Raw genomic sequence first — 14,907 nt, 5'->3', positions numbered from 1 at the left:
ATCTCCCCCACAAGGGGGGAGATCAGCCTGCATTGCCGTTTCTGCGAAATTTGAAACGTTTCCTGTTGTGCGAAAGCATTCATGCCAATGTGATCTCCCCCCTTGTGGGGGAGATGTCCGGCAGGACAGAGGGGGGTGTCTGACACATGCGCGCACTCGACCGTCTGCTCCGTCCCAAAACCATCGCTGTCTTCGGCGGCCTTCAGGCTGCCGAAGTCATCAAGCAATCGCAGAAAATGGGGTTCTCCGGCGAGATATGGCCGGTCCACCCCAAGCATGACGAAGTGCTTGGCCTCAAGGCCTACCGCTCCGTTGCCGATCTGCCCGGCAGTCCCGATGCAGCCTTTGTCGGGGTCAACCGCTTTCTGACCCTCGATATCGTCCGCCAATTGCGCGAACGCGGCGCGGGTGTTGCCGTCTGCTACGCTTCGGGGTTTCTTGAAGCTGGCGCCGACGACGTGGATGGCGCACGCCTGCAGGATGAGCTGATCGCGGCGGCGGGCGACATGCCCATCATCGGGCCGAATTGTTACGGCCTGATCAATTATTGCGATGGTGCCCTGCTCTGGCCGGACCAGCATGGCGGGCGCAGGCTCGCCGCCGACAAGCGCGGCGTCGCCATCATCACGCAATCGTCCAACATCGCCATCAACATGACCATGCAGACGCGCGGATTGCCGATTGCCCATGTCATGACGGCAGGCAACCAGGCACAGACCGGCCTGCCCGACATGGCCATTGCCCTGCTCGAGGATGAACGGGTCACGGCGCTGGGTCTGCACATCGAGGCGTTTCAGTCAGCGGCGAAATTCGAAGCTTTGGCCAAACGGGCGCGGGAATTGAACAAGCCCATCGTTGCCATGAAGGTCGGACGCTCCGCCCAGGCGCGCGCCGCCACGGTGTCGCATACCGCCTCGCTGGCCGGATCTGATGCGGCGTCGGATGCATTCCTGAAGCGGCTCGGCATTGCCCGCGTCAATTCCATCGCCTCGTTCCTCGAAACACTGAAACTGCTGCATGTGCACGGGCCGCTCGATGGCGATACGCTGTGTTCCATGAGCTGTTCCGGCGGCGAAGCCTCCGTCATGGCCGACAGCGCCGAGGGGCGGAGCATCCACTTTCCACCGCTCACCCCGGAACATCGCGCCAAGGTCAAATCCACGCTGGGGCCGCTGGTCGCCGTCGCCAACCCGCTGGATTACCACACGTTCATCTGGAACAACGAACCGGCGCTGACCGAGACTTTCACGGCCATGGTATCCGGCGGTTTTGCCCTGAGCTGTCTCGTGCTCGATTTTCCGCGCAAGGACCGCTGTTCCGATGTCGACTGGTGGTCGACGGTGCGCGGCCTTGAATCGGCCCTCAAAACCAACAGGGCCAAGGGCGCCATCGTCGCCTCGCTGCCGGAAAACATCCCGGAGGAATACATGGCCGGGCTGATGGCGCAGGGCATTGCGCCGCTCTGCGGCATCACCGAGGCATTCGACGCGGCCGAGGCCGCCGCCTTCATCGGCAAGGCATGGAAGACACCCCTTGCTCAGCCGGTCGTCTCCCCGGAAATCCGAGACCCGGACGAACAGGCGCCCGACGAAGCCGCCGCAAAGGCCCTTCTGGCAAAGCACGGCCTGCCCGTGCCCTTGGGCTGGCGCTGCCAGACGGTCGACGCCGCGATTGCGGCTGCGGAGGACCTGACGTTCCCGGTTGCGCTCAAGGTGCTCGGCGTTGCGCACAAATCCGAGCACAATGCCGTGCGGCTCAATCTGCGCGATGCGGATGCCGTGCGCGCGGCGGCAACCGACCTGATTGCCATCGGCAGCGGCCTCTATGTCGAGCGCATGGTGACCGATGCCGTTGCGGAACTGATCGTCGGCATTGTCGATGATCCGCAGTTCGGGCCGCTGATGACCCTCGGGACCGGCGGCGTGCTGGTGGAACTGCTGCAGGACAGTGTCACGCTGCTGCTGCCCTCCAGCCGCGCGCAGATCGAAGCCGCCCTTCGCTCCCTGCGCATGTTTCCGCTGCTCGACGGTTATCGCGGCAAGCCGAAGGCTGATCTGGACGCGGCGCTGGACGCCATCCTTGGCATTGCCGGATTTGCGGTCAAGAATGCCGGCCGGATCGTTGAACTCGATATCAATCCGCTGCTTGTATGCCGCAGCGGCCAGGGCGCATGGATCGCCGATGCATTGTTGATCACCAGGGGAGAGCTGCATGAATGATGTTGTCAGGACGCGCCGCGAGGGCGGTATTCTTGAAGTCACACTGGACCGTCCGAAGGCCAATGCCATCGACCTGAAGACCAGCCGCCTGCTCGGTGAAACATTTCAAAAGTTCCGCGACGATCCGGAGCTTCGGGTCGCGATTGTCCAGACCGAAGGTGACAAGTTCTTCTGCGCGGGCTGGGACCTCAAGGCCGCTGCCGGCGGCGATGCGGTGGACGGCGATTACGGCGTCGGCGGTTTCGGCGGGCTGCAGGAATTGCGCGACTTCAACAAACCCGTCATCGCCGCGGTCAACGGCATGGCGGTGGGCGGCGGGTTCGAACTCGCCCTCTCCTGCGATCTCATCTACGCATCCGATCATTCGAGCTTTGCCCTGCCGGAAATCCGCGCGGGCACGCTGGCCGACGCCGCCACGGTGAAACTGCCCAAGCGCATTCCCTACCATGTCGCCATGGACCTGCTTCTGACCGGCCGCTGGATGGATGTCGCCGAGGCGCATCGCTGGGGTCTCGTCAATGAGGTCCTGCCCAAGGACAAGCTGATGGAACGGGTGTGGGAGATCGCCCGGCTCCTGGAAAGCGGCCCGCCGCTGGTGTTCGCCGCCATCAAGGAAGTGGCGCGCGAAGCGGAAGACATGAGCTTCCAGGACGCGATGAACTGGATCACCAAGCGCAAATTCCGCACGGTTGACATGCTTTATGCTTCGGAAGACGGTCAGGAAGGCTTCAAAGCCTTTGCCGAAAAACGCGATCCCGTATGGAAGGGCAGATGAGCACGGATTATTCAGTCCTGATCGACGCGGAAACCTGGGCCTTCATCGAGCGGACGAACAGCTTTTATCCGCCCGATGCCGTCGACTATACCGTCGCGCAGCAGCGCGACGTCTACAACACCATGTGCAAGGCCTTCTTTGCCGGCTACCCCGCGGGCGTCTCGGCAATGGATCGTTTCATCGAGGCCGATGGCCGGAAAATACCGGTGCGTCTCTACGACAAGGCAGGCACAAACCCGCAAGCGGTATGCCTCTATTTCCACGGTGGCGGTTTTGTCGTCGGCGGTCTCGACAGCCATGACGATGTCTGCGCCGAGATTTGCGAGAGCACCGGATTTCACGTCATCGCGGTCGACTATCGCCTTGCGCCGGAACATGCGCACCCCGCCGCCTTCGAGGATTGCCTTGCGGCATTCGAACACGTGGCGGCAACATCCAGCCTGCCGATTGTCCTGTGCGGTGACAGCGCCGGCGGCAATCTGGTGGCAGCCGTGTCGCACCATGTGCGCCATAGCGATCGCGCGCCGATCGGCCAGGTCATGGTCTATCCGGGACTGGGCGGCGCGCAGGACCAGGGGTCTTACCTCACCCATGCGGAAGCACCGATGCTGACGACGCGCGATACCGCCTATTATGCGAAAATCCGAAGCGGCGGCCGCGACTGGTCGACCGACCCGCGCTTTGCCCCGCTGGCCGATACGGATTTTTCTAACCTGCCCGATACCGTCGTGATCTCGGCCGAATGCGATCCGCTTTCCGACGATGGCAGGCAGTATTGTCAGCGCATCTCTGCCGCGGGCGGCAAGGCGATCTGGAACAATGAGCCCGGCCTCGTGCACGGCTATCTGCGTGCCCGCCACAGTGTCACACGCGCGCGCTCCAGTTTCCGCCGCATCTGCACCGCCGTGCATCTGCTGGGTCAAGGGCGCTGGCCGGGCCAGCTTTAAACCCGATTTTGCAGTTTGGTGATGCAGATCAGTTCCCGGCGCTTGCCATGCGCCGGTTCTTGACCGCACCTTCCAGCCAGCCCAGCTCCATTTCCGGAACCGATGACAGCAGCAGGTCGGTATAGGCATCGAAGGGTGGCTTCAGCACCTGCGTTTTCGGACCGTAGCGCACCACCTCGCCGCGATACATCACGGCGATGGCGTCGGCGATGGATTTCACCGTCGCAAGATCGTGGGTGATGAAGAGATAGGCGACATGTTCGTCCGCCTGCAGGTCGAGCAGCAGTTTCAGAATACCGTCGGCCACGAGCGGATCGAGCGCGCTGGTCACCTCGTCGCAGATGATCAGTTTCGGCTTGGCGGCGAGCGCCCGGGCGATGCAGACGCGCTGCTTCTGTCCGCCGGACAGTTCGGCGGGGTAGCGGTCGGCAAAGCCTTTGCCCATCTCGATCTTGTCGAGCAGTTCGGCAATGCGTGCGTCGCGCTCCTTGCCGCGCATGCCGAAATAGAATTCGAGCGGACGGCCGATGATGGTCCCGATGGTCTGGCGCGGGTTCATCGCCACGTCGGCCATCTGGTAGATCATCTGCAACTCGCGCAGATCGTTGCGCGTGCGGTTGGCAAGGCGCGGCGAAAGCGTGCGCCCGTCAAAGGTAATCGTGCCTTCCATCGGCGGCAGCAGACCGGTGATGGCACGCGCCAGCGTGGATTTGCCGGAGCCGGATTCGCCGACAACCGCCAGTGTCTGGCCGGGATGCAGATCCACGGAGACGTTCTTCAGCACCTTGACCAGCCCGCCGCCATAGGCCGCGGTGATGTTCTTCACCGACAGGATGGGCGCGCCTGCACTCGTCTTTTCCTGATGCGGGATGTGATGCACCGACACCAGCTGGCGCGTATAGTCCTCGCGCGGTTCCTTGATGATCTGGCGCGTATCGCCATATTCCACCATCTTGCCGTGGCGCAGCACCATGATGTCGTCGGCGACCTGCGCCACCACGGCCAGATCGTGCGTGATGTAGAGCGCGGCGACGTTGGTGTCGCGGATGGCATCCTTGATCGAGGCAAGCACGTCGATCTGCGTGGTCACGTCGAGCGCCGTTGTCGGTTCGTCGAACACGATCAGATCCGGCTCGGAACACAGCGCCATGGCGGTCATGGCCCGCTGCAATTGCCCGCCCGAGACCTGATGCGGAAAGCGCTGCCCGAAGGTTTCAGGATTGGGCAGACCGAGCTTCTTGAACAGGCCGATGGCGCGTTTTTCCGCCTCGGCGCGCGTGGCGATCCTGTGCTGCAGCGCCGCTTCAACCACCTGGTCCATCAGCTTGCGCGCCGGATTGAAGGCAGCGGCGGCGGACTGCGCGACATAGCAGACCTCACGCCCGCGGATTTGCCGCAGGATGGTCGCACCGCCTTTGAGAATGTCGCGGCCGTTGAGCAATACTTCGCCGCCGGTGATGCGCACGCCGCCGCGGCCAAATCCCATGCCGGACAGGCCGATGGTGGATTTGCCGGCACCGGATTCGCCGATCAGGCCGAGCACCTTGCCGCGTTCAACCTTTACCGAGACATTGTCGACGATCACCACATTGCGCGGCGCTTCGCCGGGCGGATAGCTGGTGGCCTCGATCCGCAGATTGCGGATGTCGAGAAGCAGGCCGGTCTTGTCCTTCGCAGGCGCTTTAGCCATTGCCGCGTCCTCCCTTCAGGCTGGTGGTCCGGTTGAGAATCCAGTCGGCGACGAGATTGACCGAGATGGCGAGGATCGCGATGGCAGCCGCCGGGATCAGCGCGGCCGGAATGCCGAACACGATGCCTTCCTTGTTTTCCTTGACCATGCCGCCCCAGTCCGCATCCGGCGGCTGGACGCCGAGGCCAAGGAAGGACAGCGCCGACAGGAACAGCACGGCAAAGATGAAACGCAGGCCAAGTTCGGCAACCAGCGGGGTCAGGGCGTTGGGCAGTATCTCGCGGAAAATGATCCAGATACGCCCCTCGCCGCGCAGCTTTGCCGCCTCGACGAAATCCATGACATTGATGTCGACCGCCACGGCCCGCGCCAGCCGGTAGACGCGCGTGGCATCGAGCAGGCCCATGACGAGGATCAGCGTGGTGACGTTGCCCGGCAGCACCGATAGCACCACAAGCGCGAAGATCAGCGTCGGGATCGCCATGATCAGATCGACGAAACGCGACATCAGCTGGTCGAACCAGCCGCCGATGACGGCGGCGGCGAAACCCAGCACCGAGCCGAGAATGAAGGACAGCGCCGTCGCCATGGCGGCGATGAAGATGGTGATGCGCGCGCCGTAGATCATACGGGAAAGCAGGTCGCGGCCGAGATTGTCCGTGCCGAGCCAGTATTTCGCCGACATGGGCTCCCACACATCGCCGACGGTTTCGCCGACGGAATAAGGCGCAACCCACGGCGCAAAGATGGCCGCGAACAGAAAGACCGCCGTGATGATCAGGCCGATCCAGGCGCTGATGGGGATGTTCTTAACATTCAGCATGGCGCGGCCTCACTTGGGATGTCTGAGGCGGGGATTGGAAACAATCGCCACGATATCAGCAATGATGTTGAGGGTGATGTAAACAGCCGCGAACACCAGTCCGCAGGCCTGCACGACCGGCACGTCGCGCTTGGCCACGTGGTCGACCAGATACTGCCCCATGCCGGGATAGACGAAGATCACCTCGACCACGACGACACCGACGACAAGGAAGGCCAGGTTGAGCATCACCACATTGATGATCGGGGCAATGGCATTGGGGAACGCATGGCGGGCGATGATCTGGAACGGCGTCAGCCCCTTCAGCTCAGCCGTTTCGATATAGGCCGACTGCATGACGTTGAGAATGGCCGCCCGGGTCATGCGCATCATGTGCGCGAGAACGACGAGCGTCAGCACCGTCACCGGCAGGGCGATGGCGCTCAGCCTTTCGCCAAGCGGCATGCCGTCATAGACGGTCGAGACGCTCGGAAACCATTGCAGGCGCACGGCGACGAAGTAGATCAGGAGATAACCGGTAAAGAACTCCGGCAACGACGTCGATGCGAGGCCGAGGCCGGAGATGATCTTGTCCACCCAGCCGTTGCGGTAGCGCACGGCCAGCAAACCCAGTCCGATGGCGAGCGGAATGGAAACCACCGCCGCCCAGAAGGCGAGGAACAACGTGTTCCACAACCTCCCCTTGAGCGACGATGCGATGTCCTGCCCACTGGAAAGCGCCGTGCCGAGATCACCGGTCAATATGCCGCCGAGCCAATGCAGGTAGCGGATATAGGCCGGATCGTTCAGCCCCATGTCACGCCGCAGGTTTTCCAATGCCTCCGGTGTGGCCGACTGGCCGAGAATGGATTGCGCCACGTCTCCCGGCAATATCTGGGTGCCTGCAAAAATCAGCACCGAGACGGCAAGGAGAAGGAGAAGGCCCATCGCAATGCGCTGGGCCACCAGTTTGAGGACAGGACCGCTCATTCGCCCCGGCCTTAGGCGTTCAGCCAGCAGCGGGACAAGGCATAGCCGCCACTCATTTCCTGATTGCCGTCCTTCACCCAGCCGCCAACCTTGGCGCTGGTGGCGTCGATGAAGTCGTTAAACATCGGCACGATGACACCGCCCTCGTCCCGCACCGTGACCGACATGTCGCGGTACATCTGCTTGCGCTTGACGGGATCAAGTTCGGCGCGCGCTGCAATCAATGTCTTGTCGAACTTTTCATTGAAGAAGCGCGTGTCGTTCCAGTCGGCGGTGGACAGATAGGCGGTCGAATACATCTGGTCCTGGGTCGGACGGCCGCCCCAATAGGATGTCGAGAACGGCTGCTTGTTCCAGACTTCCGACCAGTAGCCGTCGCCCGGTTCACGCTTGACCTCGATCTTGATGCCGGCCTTGGCCGCGCTCTGCTGGTACAGCTGGGCCGCATCGATAGCGCCGGGGAAGGCAACATCGGAGGTGCGCAGCAGTATTGCGCCGTCATGGCCGGATTTCTTGAAGTGGAAAGCCGCCTTGTCGGGATCGTAGGCGCGCTGCTCGATATCGTCCGAGAACAGCGGATAGGCCTTGTTGATCGGGAAATCATTGCCGATGGTGCCATAGCCGCGCAGGATCTTCTGCACCATGTCTTCGCGGTTCATGGCGTATTTCAGCGCCAGACGCAGGTCGTTGTTGTTGAACGGCGCCGTGTTGCAATGGGCGATGAAGACGTAGTGTCCCTTGCCTGCCGCGTTCTGGATGGTCACACCCGGCACGCGCTTGACCAGATCGACGATCTTCGGCTCGACGCGGTTGATCATGTGCACCTGGCCGGACTGCAGGGCAGCCGTGCGGGCGGTGGCATCGTTGATGACGATGATTTCGATCTGCGCCGCATGGCCGCGCTTGTCGCCATCCCAGTAATTGGCGAATTTTTCGCCGATGTGCCGTACGCCCGGCTCGTCCTTGACCACCTTGTACGGTCCGGTGCCGATACCGGCAGTGGGCTTGTCCTTGCCGCCGTTCGGCTGGATCATCAGATGGTAGTCATCCATCAGGAACGGCAGGTCGGCATTGGCTTCTTTCAATGTGAAAACAACGGTATCGCCGTCTTTCTTCACACTTTCGATGCCCTTCATGACGCCAAGGGCGCCGGACTTCGAATTGGCGTCGGAGTGGCGCTCCATCGTGGCCACGACGTCATCGGCCGTCATGTCCTTGCCGTTGTGGAACTGCACGCCCTTGCGGATCTTGAAGGTCCAGACCTTGGCGTCGGGGGTTGATCCCCATTCGGTTGCCAGTTTTGGATTGAGCGTGCCGTCCGGCTGGATTTCGACAAGCTGCTCGCCCCACTGGCGGCCGAACTTGTACGGCACCTGGCTCTGCCATGTCGCGGGGTCCATGCTGTCGGTCGAGGCACCGCCCTGCATGCCGGCTTTCAGCGTGCCGCCCTTGACCGGGCCTTCGGCGAGAGCCGCACTGGACAGAAGTGAATTGGCAAAAACGGTGGTGACACCGAGGGCTGCTGCACGGCCGAGAAAGTCACGCCGCGACAGATGTCCGCGGGCGACCTTGCGGCTCAGATAATCGAGTTCTCTTGACATACCCATTCCCCTTTTGTTGCTTGGAACGCATGGCGTCCAAATTCGGTTTTTGTGAATTATGCGACTTGATACCCGTAAATTTCAACCGTTAACGTGACTGTCTAACGTTCTCCTCCAGCAATCAGATGTATTGACGCGCGATCGTCTCGGCGAAATTCCGCTCGAAAACCAGTTCGTCATTTTCGTAGGCTTCGATCCGGCCGGTCAGATGAAAATTGGCCTTGTCCGACCGCATCGTGGTGAACGTTTCCGTGCGGACGCGCCATTCGTCGCGGCCGGACAGTTCCGTCCAATGCGTCTCGCCATGGGCGGACAGCGGATCGTCCGCGTGGATTTCCCAGCGTTCGCGCGCCACGCTGCCGTGGACGAGCCCATGTTCCTTGTCCCGCGCCTCGCCAAAATCATCCTCGATCGACAGGATGATCCTGCCGCTGACCTGATCATGTTCGATCCGCCGGCTGTTGGTGCCCTTGCGCAGGATGTCGAGCTGCCAGGGCGATGCGGCTTCGGGCTCCGGAAAGGTCCATTCATCGCCGGTGGCGAGATCGCGCGATGGCAGGTCGAGCGCGCCCGCATGCAGCGTCAGGCTGACCGCTTCCGGCGATGGCCAGACCATCGGCCAGTAGCTGGAGGAAACGGCGATGCGCAGCCGGTGCCCGGCGGGCACGCGATAGGCGATATCGTCGAGCTTGAAGCGGATTTTTACCGGTTCGCCCGGCGTGAGCGCTTGGGGTTTTTCATGGCTGTCGCGGTGGCACAGGTTGAACACACCGTAGGTGATGCGCGTTGAAGCACCATCGGGATGCACGTCGCACAGGCGCACGGCAACCATGGCAACGGGCTTGTCGCTGGACACGGTCAGGCTGATTTCCGGCGCGCCGACAATATCGACCGCTTTTTCCAGGATATCGCCGTCATAGCAGGCCGACAGCGCGTCATCGCGGCGCTGGTCGCCGGGAAGCTCCGGGCCGAGCCAGATGGCGCAATATTCGCCGCCCATCATGCCGCAATCCTGCGGCGAGGCGACGAGATGGGAAAACGCCCCGCCCCGTCTGGCGCTCAGGGACTTGTCGGCACCGAGCTGAAAGACCTCGTTGCCGATGGTCTTCGACGGCCATTGCGGCTCGGCAATCCAGTACCCCGGACGCTCCGTGTACCAGCTCTTCGGACGGACCGAATCCATGAGATAGCCGCGATAGGCCGGATCGTTCTCGACGCCCGTATCGATGTCCTTCAGCCAGCGGTCCCACCAGCGCAGTGCCTCCTGCAGGAAGCCGATGCGCGGTTCCGGCACGGCAAAATGCGGGTATTTGTGCACCCACGGGCCGACAATGCCTTTGACGGGCGCCTTTATGCCTTCCATCAGGCGCGGCACCGCGTTCTTGTAGGCATCACCCCAGCCGCCGACGGCCAGCGTGGCGGCCTTGATGGCGGAAAAATCCTCGCAGACCGAGCCGCGCTTCCAATAGGCGTCGCGCGTCTGGTGCGCCAGCCAGACGGCCGGCAGGAACGGTTCATGATCGAGCCGGTCCAGCCACATGCTGCGCCACTTGTCGCCGACCAGAGCCGGATCGGGCGTGCGGGAGGAATAGGCGAGCATGGTGGCGCCCCATCCCAGATTCTCGTTGAGCAGCAGCCCGCCCTTGTAATGGATATCGTCGGCATAGCGGTCGTCGGTGGAGCAGAGCGTGATGATGGCCTTCAGCGCTTCCGGCTGCAGCGCGGCCACCTGCAACGAATTGAACCCGCCCCAGGAAATGCCCATCATGCCGACCTTGCCTGTTGACCAGGGCTGCGCCGCGATCCATTCGATCACCGCGCAGGCATCGTTCAGCTCCTGAACCGAATATTCATCCTCCATCAGCCCTTCCGAATCGCCATTGCCGCGCATGTCGACGCGCAGGCAGGCATAACCATGCCCGGCGATGTAGGGATGGGTGAGATTATCGCGCGCCGTCGTGCCGTCGCGCTTGCGATAGGGCAGAAATTCGAGAATCGCGGGAACCGGATTTTCCATGGCGTCCTCGGGCATCCAGACCCGGGCCGACAGGCGGCAGCCATCGGGCAGGACAATGCCCAGATCGGCGGTTTCTTTCACTTGGTGCTGAAATGTTTCGACTGTCCGCATTATCATCTTTCGTCCTCACAGCGGAGCTGAAAACAGATAACGCACACCGGGCAGAACACCCGGTGAAAACATCAATCCCATTTTCTCGTCTTTTGCGAGGTGTTCCTTTTTATCCTACTATGCGCATCTGTCCGGCTAAGCGGACCAAACACTTGCGACATATGTGCGGTCATTTGCGTCACGATGAAAAAGTCTCATCCGAGCCTCGATGGTATGAGCTTTTCCAGCCGCCGGAACAGGAAAACGATGATGCCGGTGATGACGAGATACCCGGCCGCCAGCAGCAGAAGCGGCTCATAGGTGATGTAGGTATCCTGCCTGACGCGCGAAGCCACGGAATAGAGATCGACGACCGTAATCGTCGCCACCAGGGGCGTGGATTTCAGCTGCAGGACCGCCTCGCCCGCCAGTGTCGGTAGCGCGCGGTGAATGGCCTGCGGCAGCCAGATGCGGCGGAAAATCGTAAAGCGGCGCATGCCGAAGGCGCGCGCGGATTCGAGCTGTCCCTTGGGCACACCGGCGAAGGCGCCGCGCATGACTTCGCCCTCATAGCCCGCATAGGACAGGGACAGCGCGAGAACGGCATAGGGCCATGCCTGCCGCAGATACGGCCAGAGTTCGGAACTGCGTATCCACGGATATTGCGGAAACAGCGAGCCCAGGCCGTAATAGAGCAGCCAGAGCTGCAGGAGCAGCGGCGTGCCGCGGATGACCGTGCAGAACACGCGCGCCGGCACCGCCACCACAGCGGGCCCGGCTGCCTGTGCCAGCCCAAGCGGAACCGCCAGCAGAAAACCGATGATCACGGTGACGACCAGTATCCAGATCGTCCGCCACAGGCCCTGCAGGATCAGATCGCCGTAATTGGGCAGCCAGTCCCAGCGCATGAAGACAATAGCCGAGGCCACAAGCGCGAGGCCGATGAGGATAAGAACGATGCGGTGCGGCGGCAGTGCGCGCGCCTGACCGCTCGTGTCGCTGTCCTTGTGGATCGGGAATGTCTCGATCGGGGTTTCCAGCGGCGTCTCGGTCATTACCGCGCCTCCTTGACGGAAGGCATGCCGCGCCGCGCCCATTGCTCGACCTTGGCAAGGATGACATTGGAAAACAGCGTGATGGCCAGGTAGAGGATGCCGGCGGCGATGAAGAACAGGAAATACGCCTTTGTCGTGCCCGCCGCCTGCCGGGTGACGAGCGTCAACTCGCTGAAACCGACGACTGCCAGCAGCGCCGTATCCTTGGTCGAGATCAGCCAGAGATTGGCAAGGCCCGGTAGCGCATGCGGCAGCATGGCCGGCAGGGTGATGCGGCGCATCATCAGCGTCGGCGACATGCCATAGGCCCGCGCCGCCTCGATTTCCCCCTGCGGAATGGCCTTGATGGCACCGCGCAGCACCTCGGTTGCATAGGCGCCCTGCACGAAGCCGAGAACCACGATCCCCGCCACCAGTCCGCTGATGTCGACGCGCTGATAGCCGAGGCTTTCGAGCACCCGGTTGATCATGTCGGTACCAGCATAATAGAGCAAAAGGATCAGCACCAGTTCCGGCACGGCGCGGACGATGGTGGTGTAGATGGCCGCGATGTCGCGCACCAGCGGGCCGCCATAAAGCTTGCCATAGGCGCCGACCGTGCCGATGAGCAATCCCATGCCAAAGGCACCGACGGCGATCTGCAGCGAATTCGCCAGACCGCGCAGGAGGTTGCCGCCCCAACCCGGCGGATTGGGCGACAGAAGGTCGAACATGCCGGCTATTGCGGCGGGAGCAATCGATGCGTCGGCCAAGCGATCCTCGATTCAAAACAATGTATTACCATTCTCGCATGGTGCGTGGTTCGACAAGCTCACCATGAGGGAGCTTGTGGGCTGCAATCAAACCACTTCCCTCATGGTGAGCTTGTCGAACCACGCACCACAATCCGGTGAGCGCGTTAACCGCCGTAAATATCGAAGTTGAAATATTTCTTCGAAATCTCGTCATACTTGCCGTTGGTGCGAATGTCCTTGATGGCCGCATTGATCTTGGTCTTCAGCTCCGTCTCGCCCTTGCGCAGACCGACCCCGACACCCGGTCCAAGCACTTCCAGATCGGGCGCAACCTTGCCCTTGATTTCGCAGCAGGCCTTGCCAGCATCGGTCTGGGCAAAGGTCTCGAGCGCCAGCGAATCGGCCTGCGTGGCGTCGATGCGTCCGGCAGCCAGATCCTGATTGGCTTCGTCCTGCGTCTGGTATTCCTTGATTTCAGCGGCGGTCGCGGCGAAATGCTTCTTCGCATAGGCCTGATGGATGGTCGACACCTGCACACCGAGCACCTTGCCCTTCAGGCCTTCCGGCGACGCGTCCATCTTGACGTCCTTCGAGCCGAGAATGACCGTGGGCGTGTTGTAATATTTGTCGGAGAAATCGATCGTCTTCTCGCGCTCCGGCGTGATCGACATCGAGGCGGCGATCATATCGATCTTCTTGGTGGTCAGCGCCGGAATGATGCCGTCCCACGACACGGGCGTGATGACGCAATCAAGCTTGGCCTGCGCGCAGATGGCAAGGGCGACATCGACTTCCCAGCCTTCCCACTTGCCCGAGGCATCCGGCGAGGCGAAGGGCGGATAGGGTTCGGCGGCAATGCCGACCTTGATCTGTTCGGCGCTGGCGACTCCCATTCCGGCAACCAGCACAGCGGCGGCAACCGCTGATTTCAAGAAAGCTTTCATTCCTATCTCCATTTCTCTTTATTGTTCCCCAGGATTATTCCCTGTATTTTTTCATGCGACTTATGAAACAGTACGGATAAACTGCTTCAAACGTTCGGATTTTGGTGATCCGAACAATTCTTCCGGCGGCCCCTCTTCTTCGACAATGCCGTTGTGCAGATACATGACATGGCTCGCCACTTCCCGGGCGAATTTCATCTCATGCGTGACCAGGAGCATCGTCCGCCCCTCCTTGGCGAGGTCACCGATAACTTTCAGGACTTCACCGACCAGTTCCGGATCGAGCGCGGAGGTCGGTTCGTCGAACAGCATGACGCGCGGCTGGATGGCGAGCGCGCGGGCAATGGCGCCGCGCTGCTGCTGGCCGCCGGAGAGAAAGGCGGGATAGACATCGCGCTTGGCCGAAAGCCCGACCCGCTCCAGCAATTGCTCGCCGATGGCCATGGCCTCGTCACGCTTCATCCCCAGCACGTGAACCGGCACTTCGATGACGTTCTGGATCAGGGTCATATGCTGCCAGAGATTGAAATTCTGGAACACCATGCCAAGGCGGCTGCGGATACGCTCGATCTGGCGCCGGTTGGCGGGGTACTGGCCGCCCTCGCCGTCGCTGACCATCTGCACGTCCTCGCCATTGATGCGGATGACGCCGCTCGTCGGGTTTTCGAGGAAATTGATGCAGCGCAGGAAGGTGGATTTGCCCGAGCCGCTGCCGCCGATCATGGCAACCACGTCGCCGTCCCTGGCTGTCAGCGAAACGCCCTTGAGAACCTCAAGGGCGCCGAACTTCTTGTGCAGGTTCCAGACGTGGATGGCTTCGGCCCGTTCGGCCGCACCGGGTTGGAGCGGGTCCGTGGCAACGGATGCGCGCAACGCCTCCGTCATTGCTGGGTTCCCATGGGTTGTCTTGCACCTGCTGTCATGACACCGTTCATTTCTGCCTGTTTTGTCAGCATGAGGCGAAACTGCCTAATTTAGGGCATCACACCACTTGCGCTCTAATTATGCAAGCGTATAAATACTCCCAGATGCAATTTTTACGA

General features: G+C 61.8%; 12 protein-coding genes. 3 read left to right on the top strand and 9 right to left on the bottom strand.

Annotated elements, in window-relative coordinates:
* The first annotated feature begins 146 nt into the window (after positions 1-146).
* From ACZ5FP_RS11220 to ACZ5FP_RS11210, 3 genes are read left to right on the top strand one after another with little or no spacing between them, the layout of a single operon-like run.
* Complete coding sequence (locus ACZ5FP_RS11220) at positions 147-2,219, top strand: acetate--CoA ligase family protein (RefSeq protein ID WP_464660167.1); 2,073 nt, start codon at positions 147-149, stop codon at positions 2,217-2,219.
* Positions 2,212-2,994 (top strand): carnitinyl-CoA dehydratase, encoded by a 783-nt coding sequence (locus tag ACZ5FP_RS11215; protein WP_223615064.1) that lies wholly within the window; start codon positions 2,212-2,214, stop codon positions 2,992-2,994. Before ACZ5FP_RS11220 ends, ACZ5FP_RS11215 begins: the two co-directional genes overlap by 8 nt.
* A complete protein-coding gene (locus tag ACZ5FP_RS11210) occupies positions 2,991-3,941 on the top strand; it encodes an alpha/beta hydrolase (protein WP_464660166.1) in 951 nt (316 codons plus the stop codon). Before ACZ5FP_RS11215 ends, ACZ5FP_RS11210 begins: the two co-directional genes overlap by 4 nt.
* 28 nt (positions 3,942-3,969) lie before the next feature.
* Here ACZ5FP_RS11210 and ACZ5FP_RS11205 read toward each other — a convergent pair whose 3' ends face one another.
* The 9 genes from ACZ5FP_RS11205 to ACZ5FP_RS11165 form a co-directional block, all read right to left on the bottom strand.
* Entirely contained in the window at positions 3,970-5,631 is a 1,662-nt protein-coding gene (locus tag ACZ5FP_RS11205; protein ID WP_464660164.1) for an ABC transporter ATP-binding protein, read from the bottom strand.
* Entirely contained in the window at positions 5,624-6,454 is an 831-nt protein-coding gene (locus ACZ5FP_RS11200) for an ABC transporter permease (RefSeq protein ID WP_288193685.1), read from the bottom strand. The genes ACZ5FP_RS11205 and ACZ5FP_RS11200 overlap by 8 nt, the downstream gene beginning before the upstream one ends.
* Positions 6,455-6,463: 9 nt before the next feature.
* Entirely contained in the window at positions 6,464-7,423 is a 960-nt protein-coding gene (locus ACZ5FP_RS11195; RefSeq protein ID WP_223615068.1) for an ABC transporter permease, read from the bottom strand.
* 11 nt (positions 7,424-7,434) lie between these two features.
* Positions 7,435-9,024, bottom strand: a complete 1,590-nt coding sequence (locus ACZ5FP_RS11190) for an ABC transporter substrate-binding protein (RefSeq protein WP_346307278.1) — start codon at positions 9,022-9,024, stop codon at positions 7,435-7,437.
* 121 nt (positions 9,025-9,145) lie between these two features.
* On the bottom strand, positions 9,146-11,152 hold the full coding sequence (locus ACZ5FP_RS11185; RefSeq protein WP_464660162.1) for a CocE/NonD family hydrolase: 2,007 nt from the start codon (positions 11,150-11,152) through the stop codon (positions 9,146-9,148).
* A 194-nt stretch (positions 11,153-11,346) separates the two neighbouring features.
* Positions 11,347-12,186 carry an ABC transporter permease gene (locus ACZ5FP_RS11180; protein ID WP_346307276.1) on the bottom strand — a complete coding sequence of 280 codons (840 nt, stop codon included), beginning with the start codon at positions 12,184-12,186 and terminating at the stop codon, positions 11,347-11,349.
* Complete coding sequence (locus ACZ5FP_RS11175) at positions 12,186-12,899, bottom strand: ABC transporter permease (RefSeq protein WP_346307282.1); 714 nt, start codon at positions 12,897-12,899, stop codon at positions 12,186-12,188. The genes ACZ5FP_RS11180 and ACZ5FP_RS11175 overlap by 1 nt, the downstream gene beginning before the upstream one ends.
* A gap of 185 nt (positions 12,900-13,084) precedes the next feature.
* Positions 13,085-13,864: a transporter substrate-binding domain-containing protein gene (locus tag ACZ5FP_RS11170; protein WP_403173655.1), complete on the bottom strand. Its 780-nt coding sequence runs from the start codon at positions 13,862-13,864 to the stop codon at positions 13,085-13,087.
* A gap of 60 nt (positions 13,865-13,924) precedes the next feature.
* Positions 13,925-14,749, bottom strand: a complete 825-nt coding sequence (locus ACZ5FP_RS11165) for an ABC transporter ATP-binding protein (protein ID WP_105732939.1) — start codon at positions 14,747-14,749, stop codon at positions 13,925-13,927.
* Positions 14,750-14,907 lie beyond the last annotated feature (158 nt).

The organism is Phyllobacterium sp. T2-21, assembly GCF_055378485.1.
The sequence above is the reverse complement of the archived record's forward strand: the minus strand, read 5'-3'. Positions and strand labels throughout refer to the sequence as shown.

Coding starts and splice junctions, on each gene's coding strand:
- ACZ5FP_RS11220 (WP_464660167.1), top strand. CDS start 147: ATGCGCGCACTCGACCGTCTGCTCCGTCCCAAAACCATCGCTGTCTTC.
- ACZ5FP_RS11215 (WP_223615064.1), top strand. CDS start 2,212: ATGAATGATGTTGTCAGGACGCGCCGCGAGGGCGGTATTCTTGAAGTC.
- ACZ5FP_RS11210 (WP_464660166.1), top strand. CDS start 2,991: ATGAGCACGGATTATTCAGTCCTGATCGACGCGGAAACCTGGGCCTTC.
- ACZ5FP_RS11205 (WP_464660164.1), bottom strand. CDS start 5,631: ATGGCTAAAGCGCCTGCGAAGGACAAGACCGGCCTGCTTCTCGACATC.
- ACZ5FP_RS11200 (WP_288193685.1), bottom strand. CDS start 6,454: ATGCTGAATGTTAAGAACATCCCCATCAGCGCCTGGATCGGCCTGATC.
- ACZ5FP_RS11195 (WP_223615068.1), bottom strand. CDS start 7,423: ATGAGCGGTCCTGTCCTCAAACTGGTGGCCCAGCGCATTGCGATGGGC.
- ACZ5FP_RS11190 (WP_346307278.1), bottom strand. CDS start 9,024: ATGTCAAGAGAACTCGATTATCTGAGCCGCAAGGTCGCCCGCGGACAT.
- ACZ5FP_RS11185 (WP_464660162.1), bottom strand. CDS start 11,152: ATGCGGACAGTCGAAACATTTCAGCACCAAGTGAAAGAAACCGCCGAT.
- ACZ5FP_RS11180 (WP_346307276.1), bottom strand. CDS start 12,186: ATGACCGAGACGCCGCTGGAAACCCCGATCGAGACATTCCCGATCCAC.
- ACZ5FP_RS11175 (WP_346307282.1), bottom strand. CDS start 12,899: ATGTTCGACCTTCTGTCGCCCAATCCGCCGGGTTGGGGCGGCAACCTC.
- ACZ5FP_RS11170 (WP_403173655.1), bottom strand. CDS start 13,864: ATGAAAGCTTTCTTGAAATCAGCGGTTGCCGCCGCTGTGCTGGTTGCC.
- ACZ5FP_RS11165 (WP_105732939.1), bottom strand. CDS start 14,749: ATGACGGAGGCGTTGCGCGCATCCGTTGCCACGGACCCGCTCCAACCC.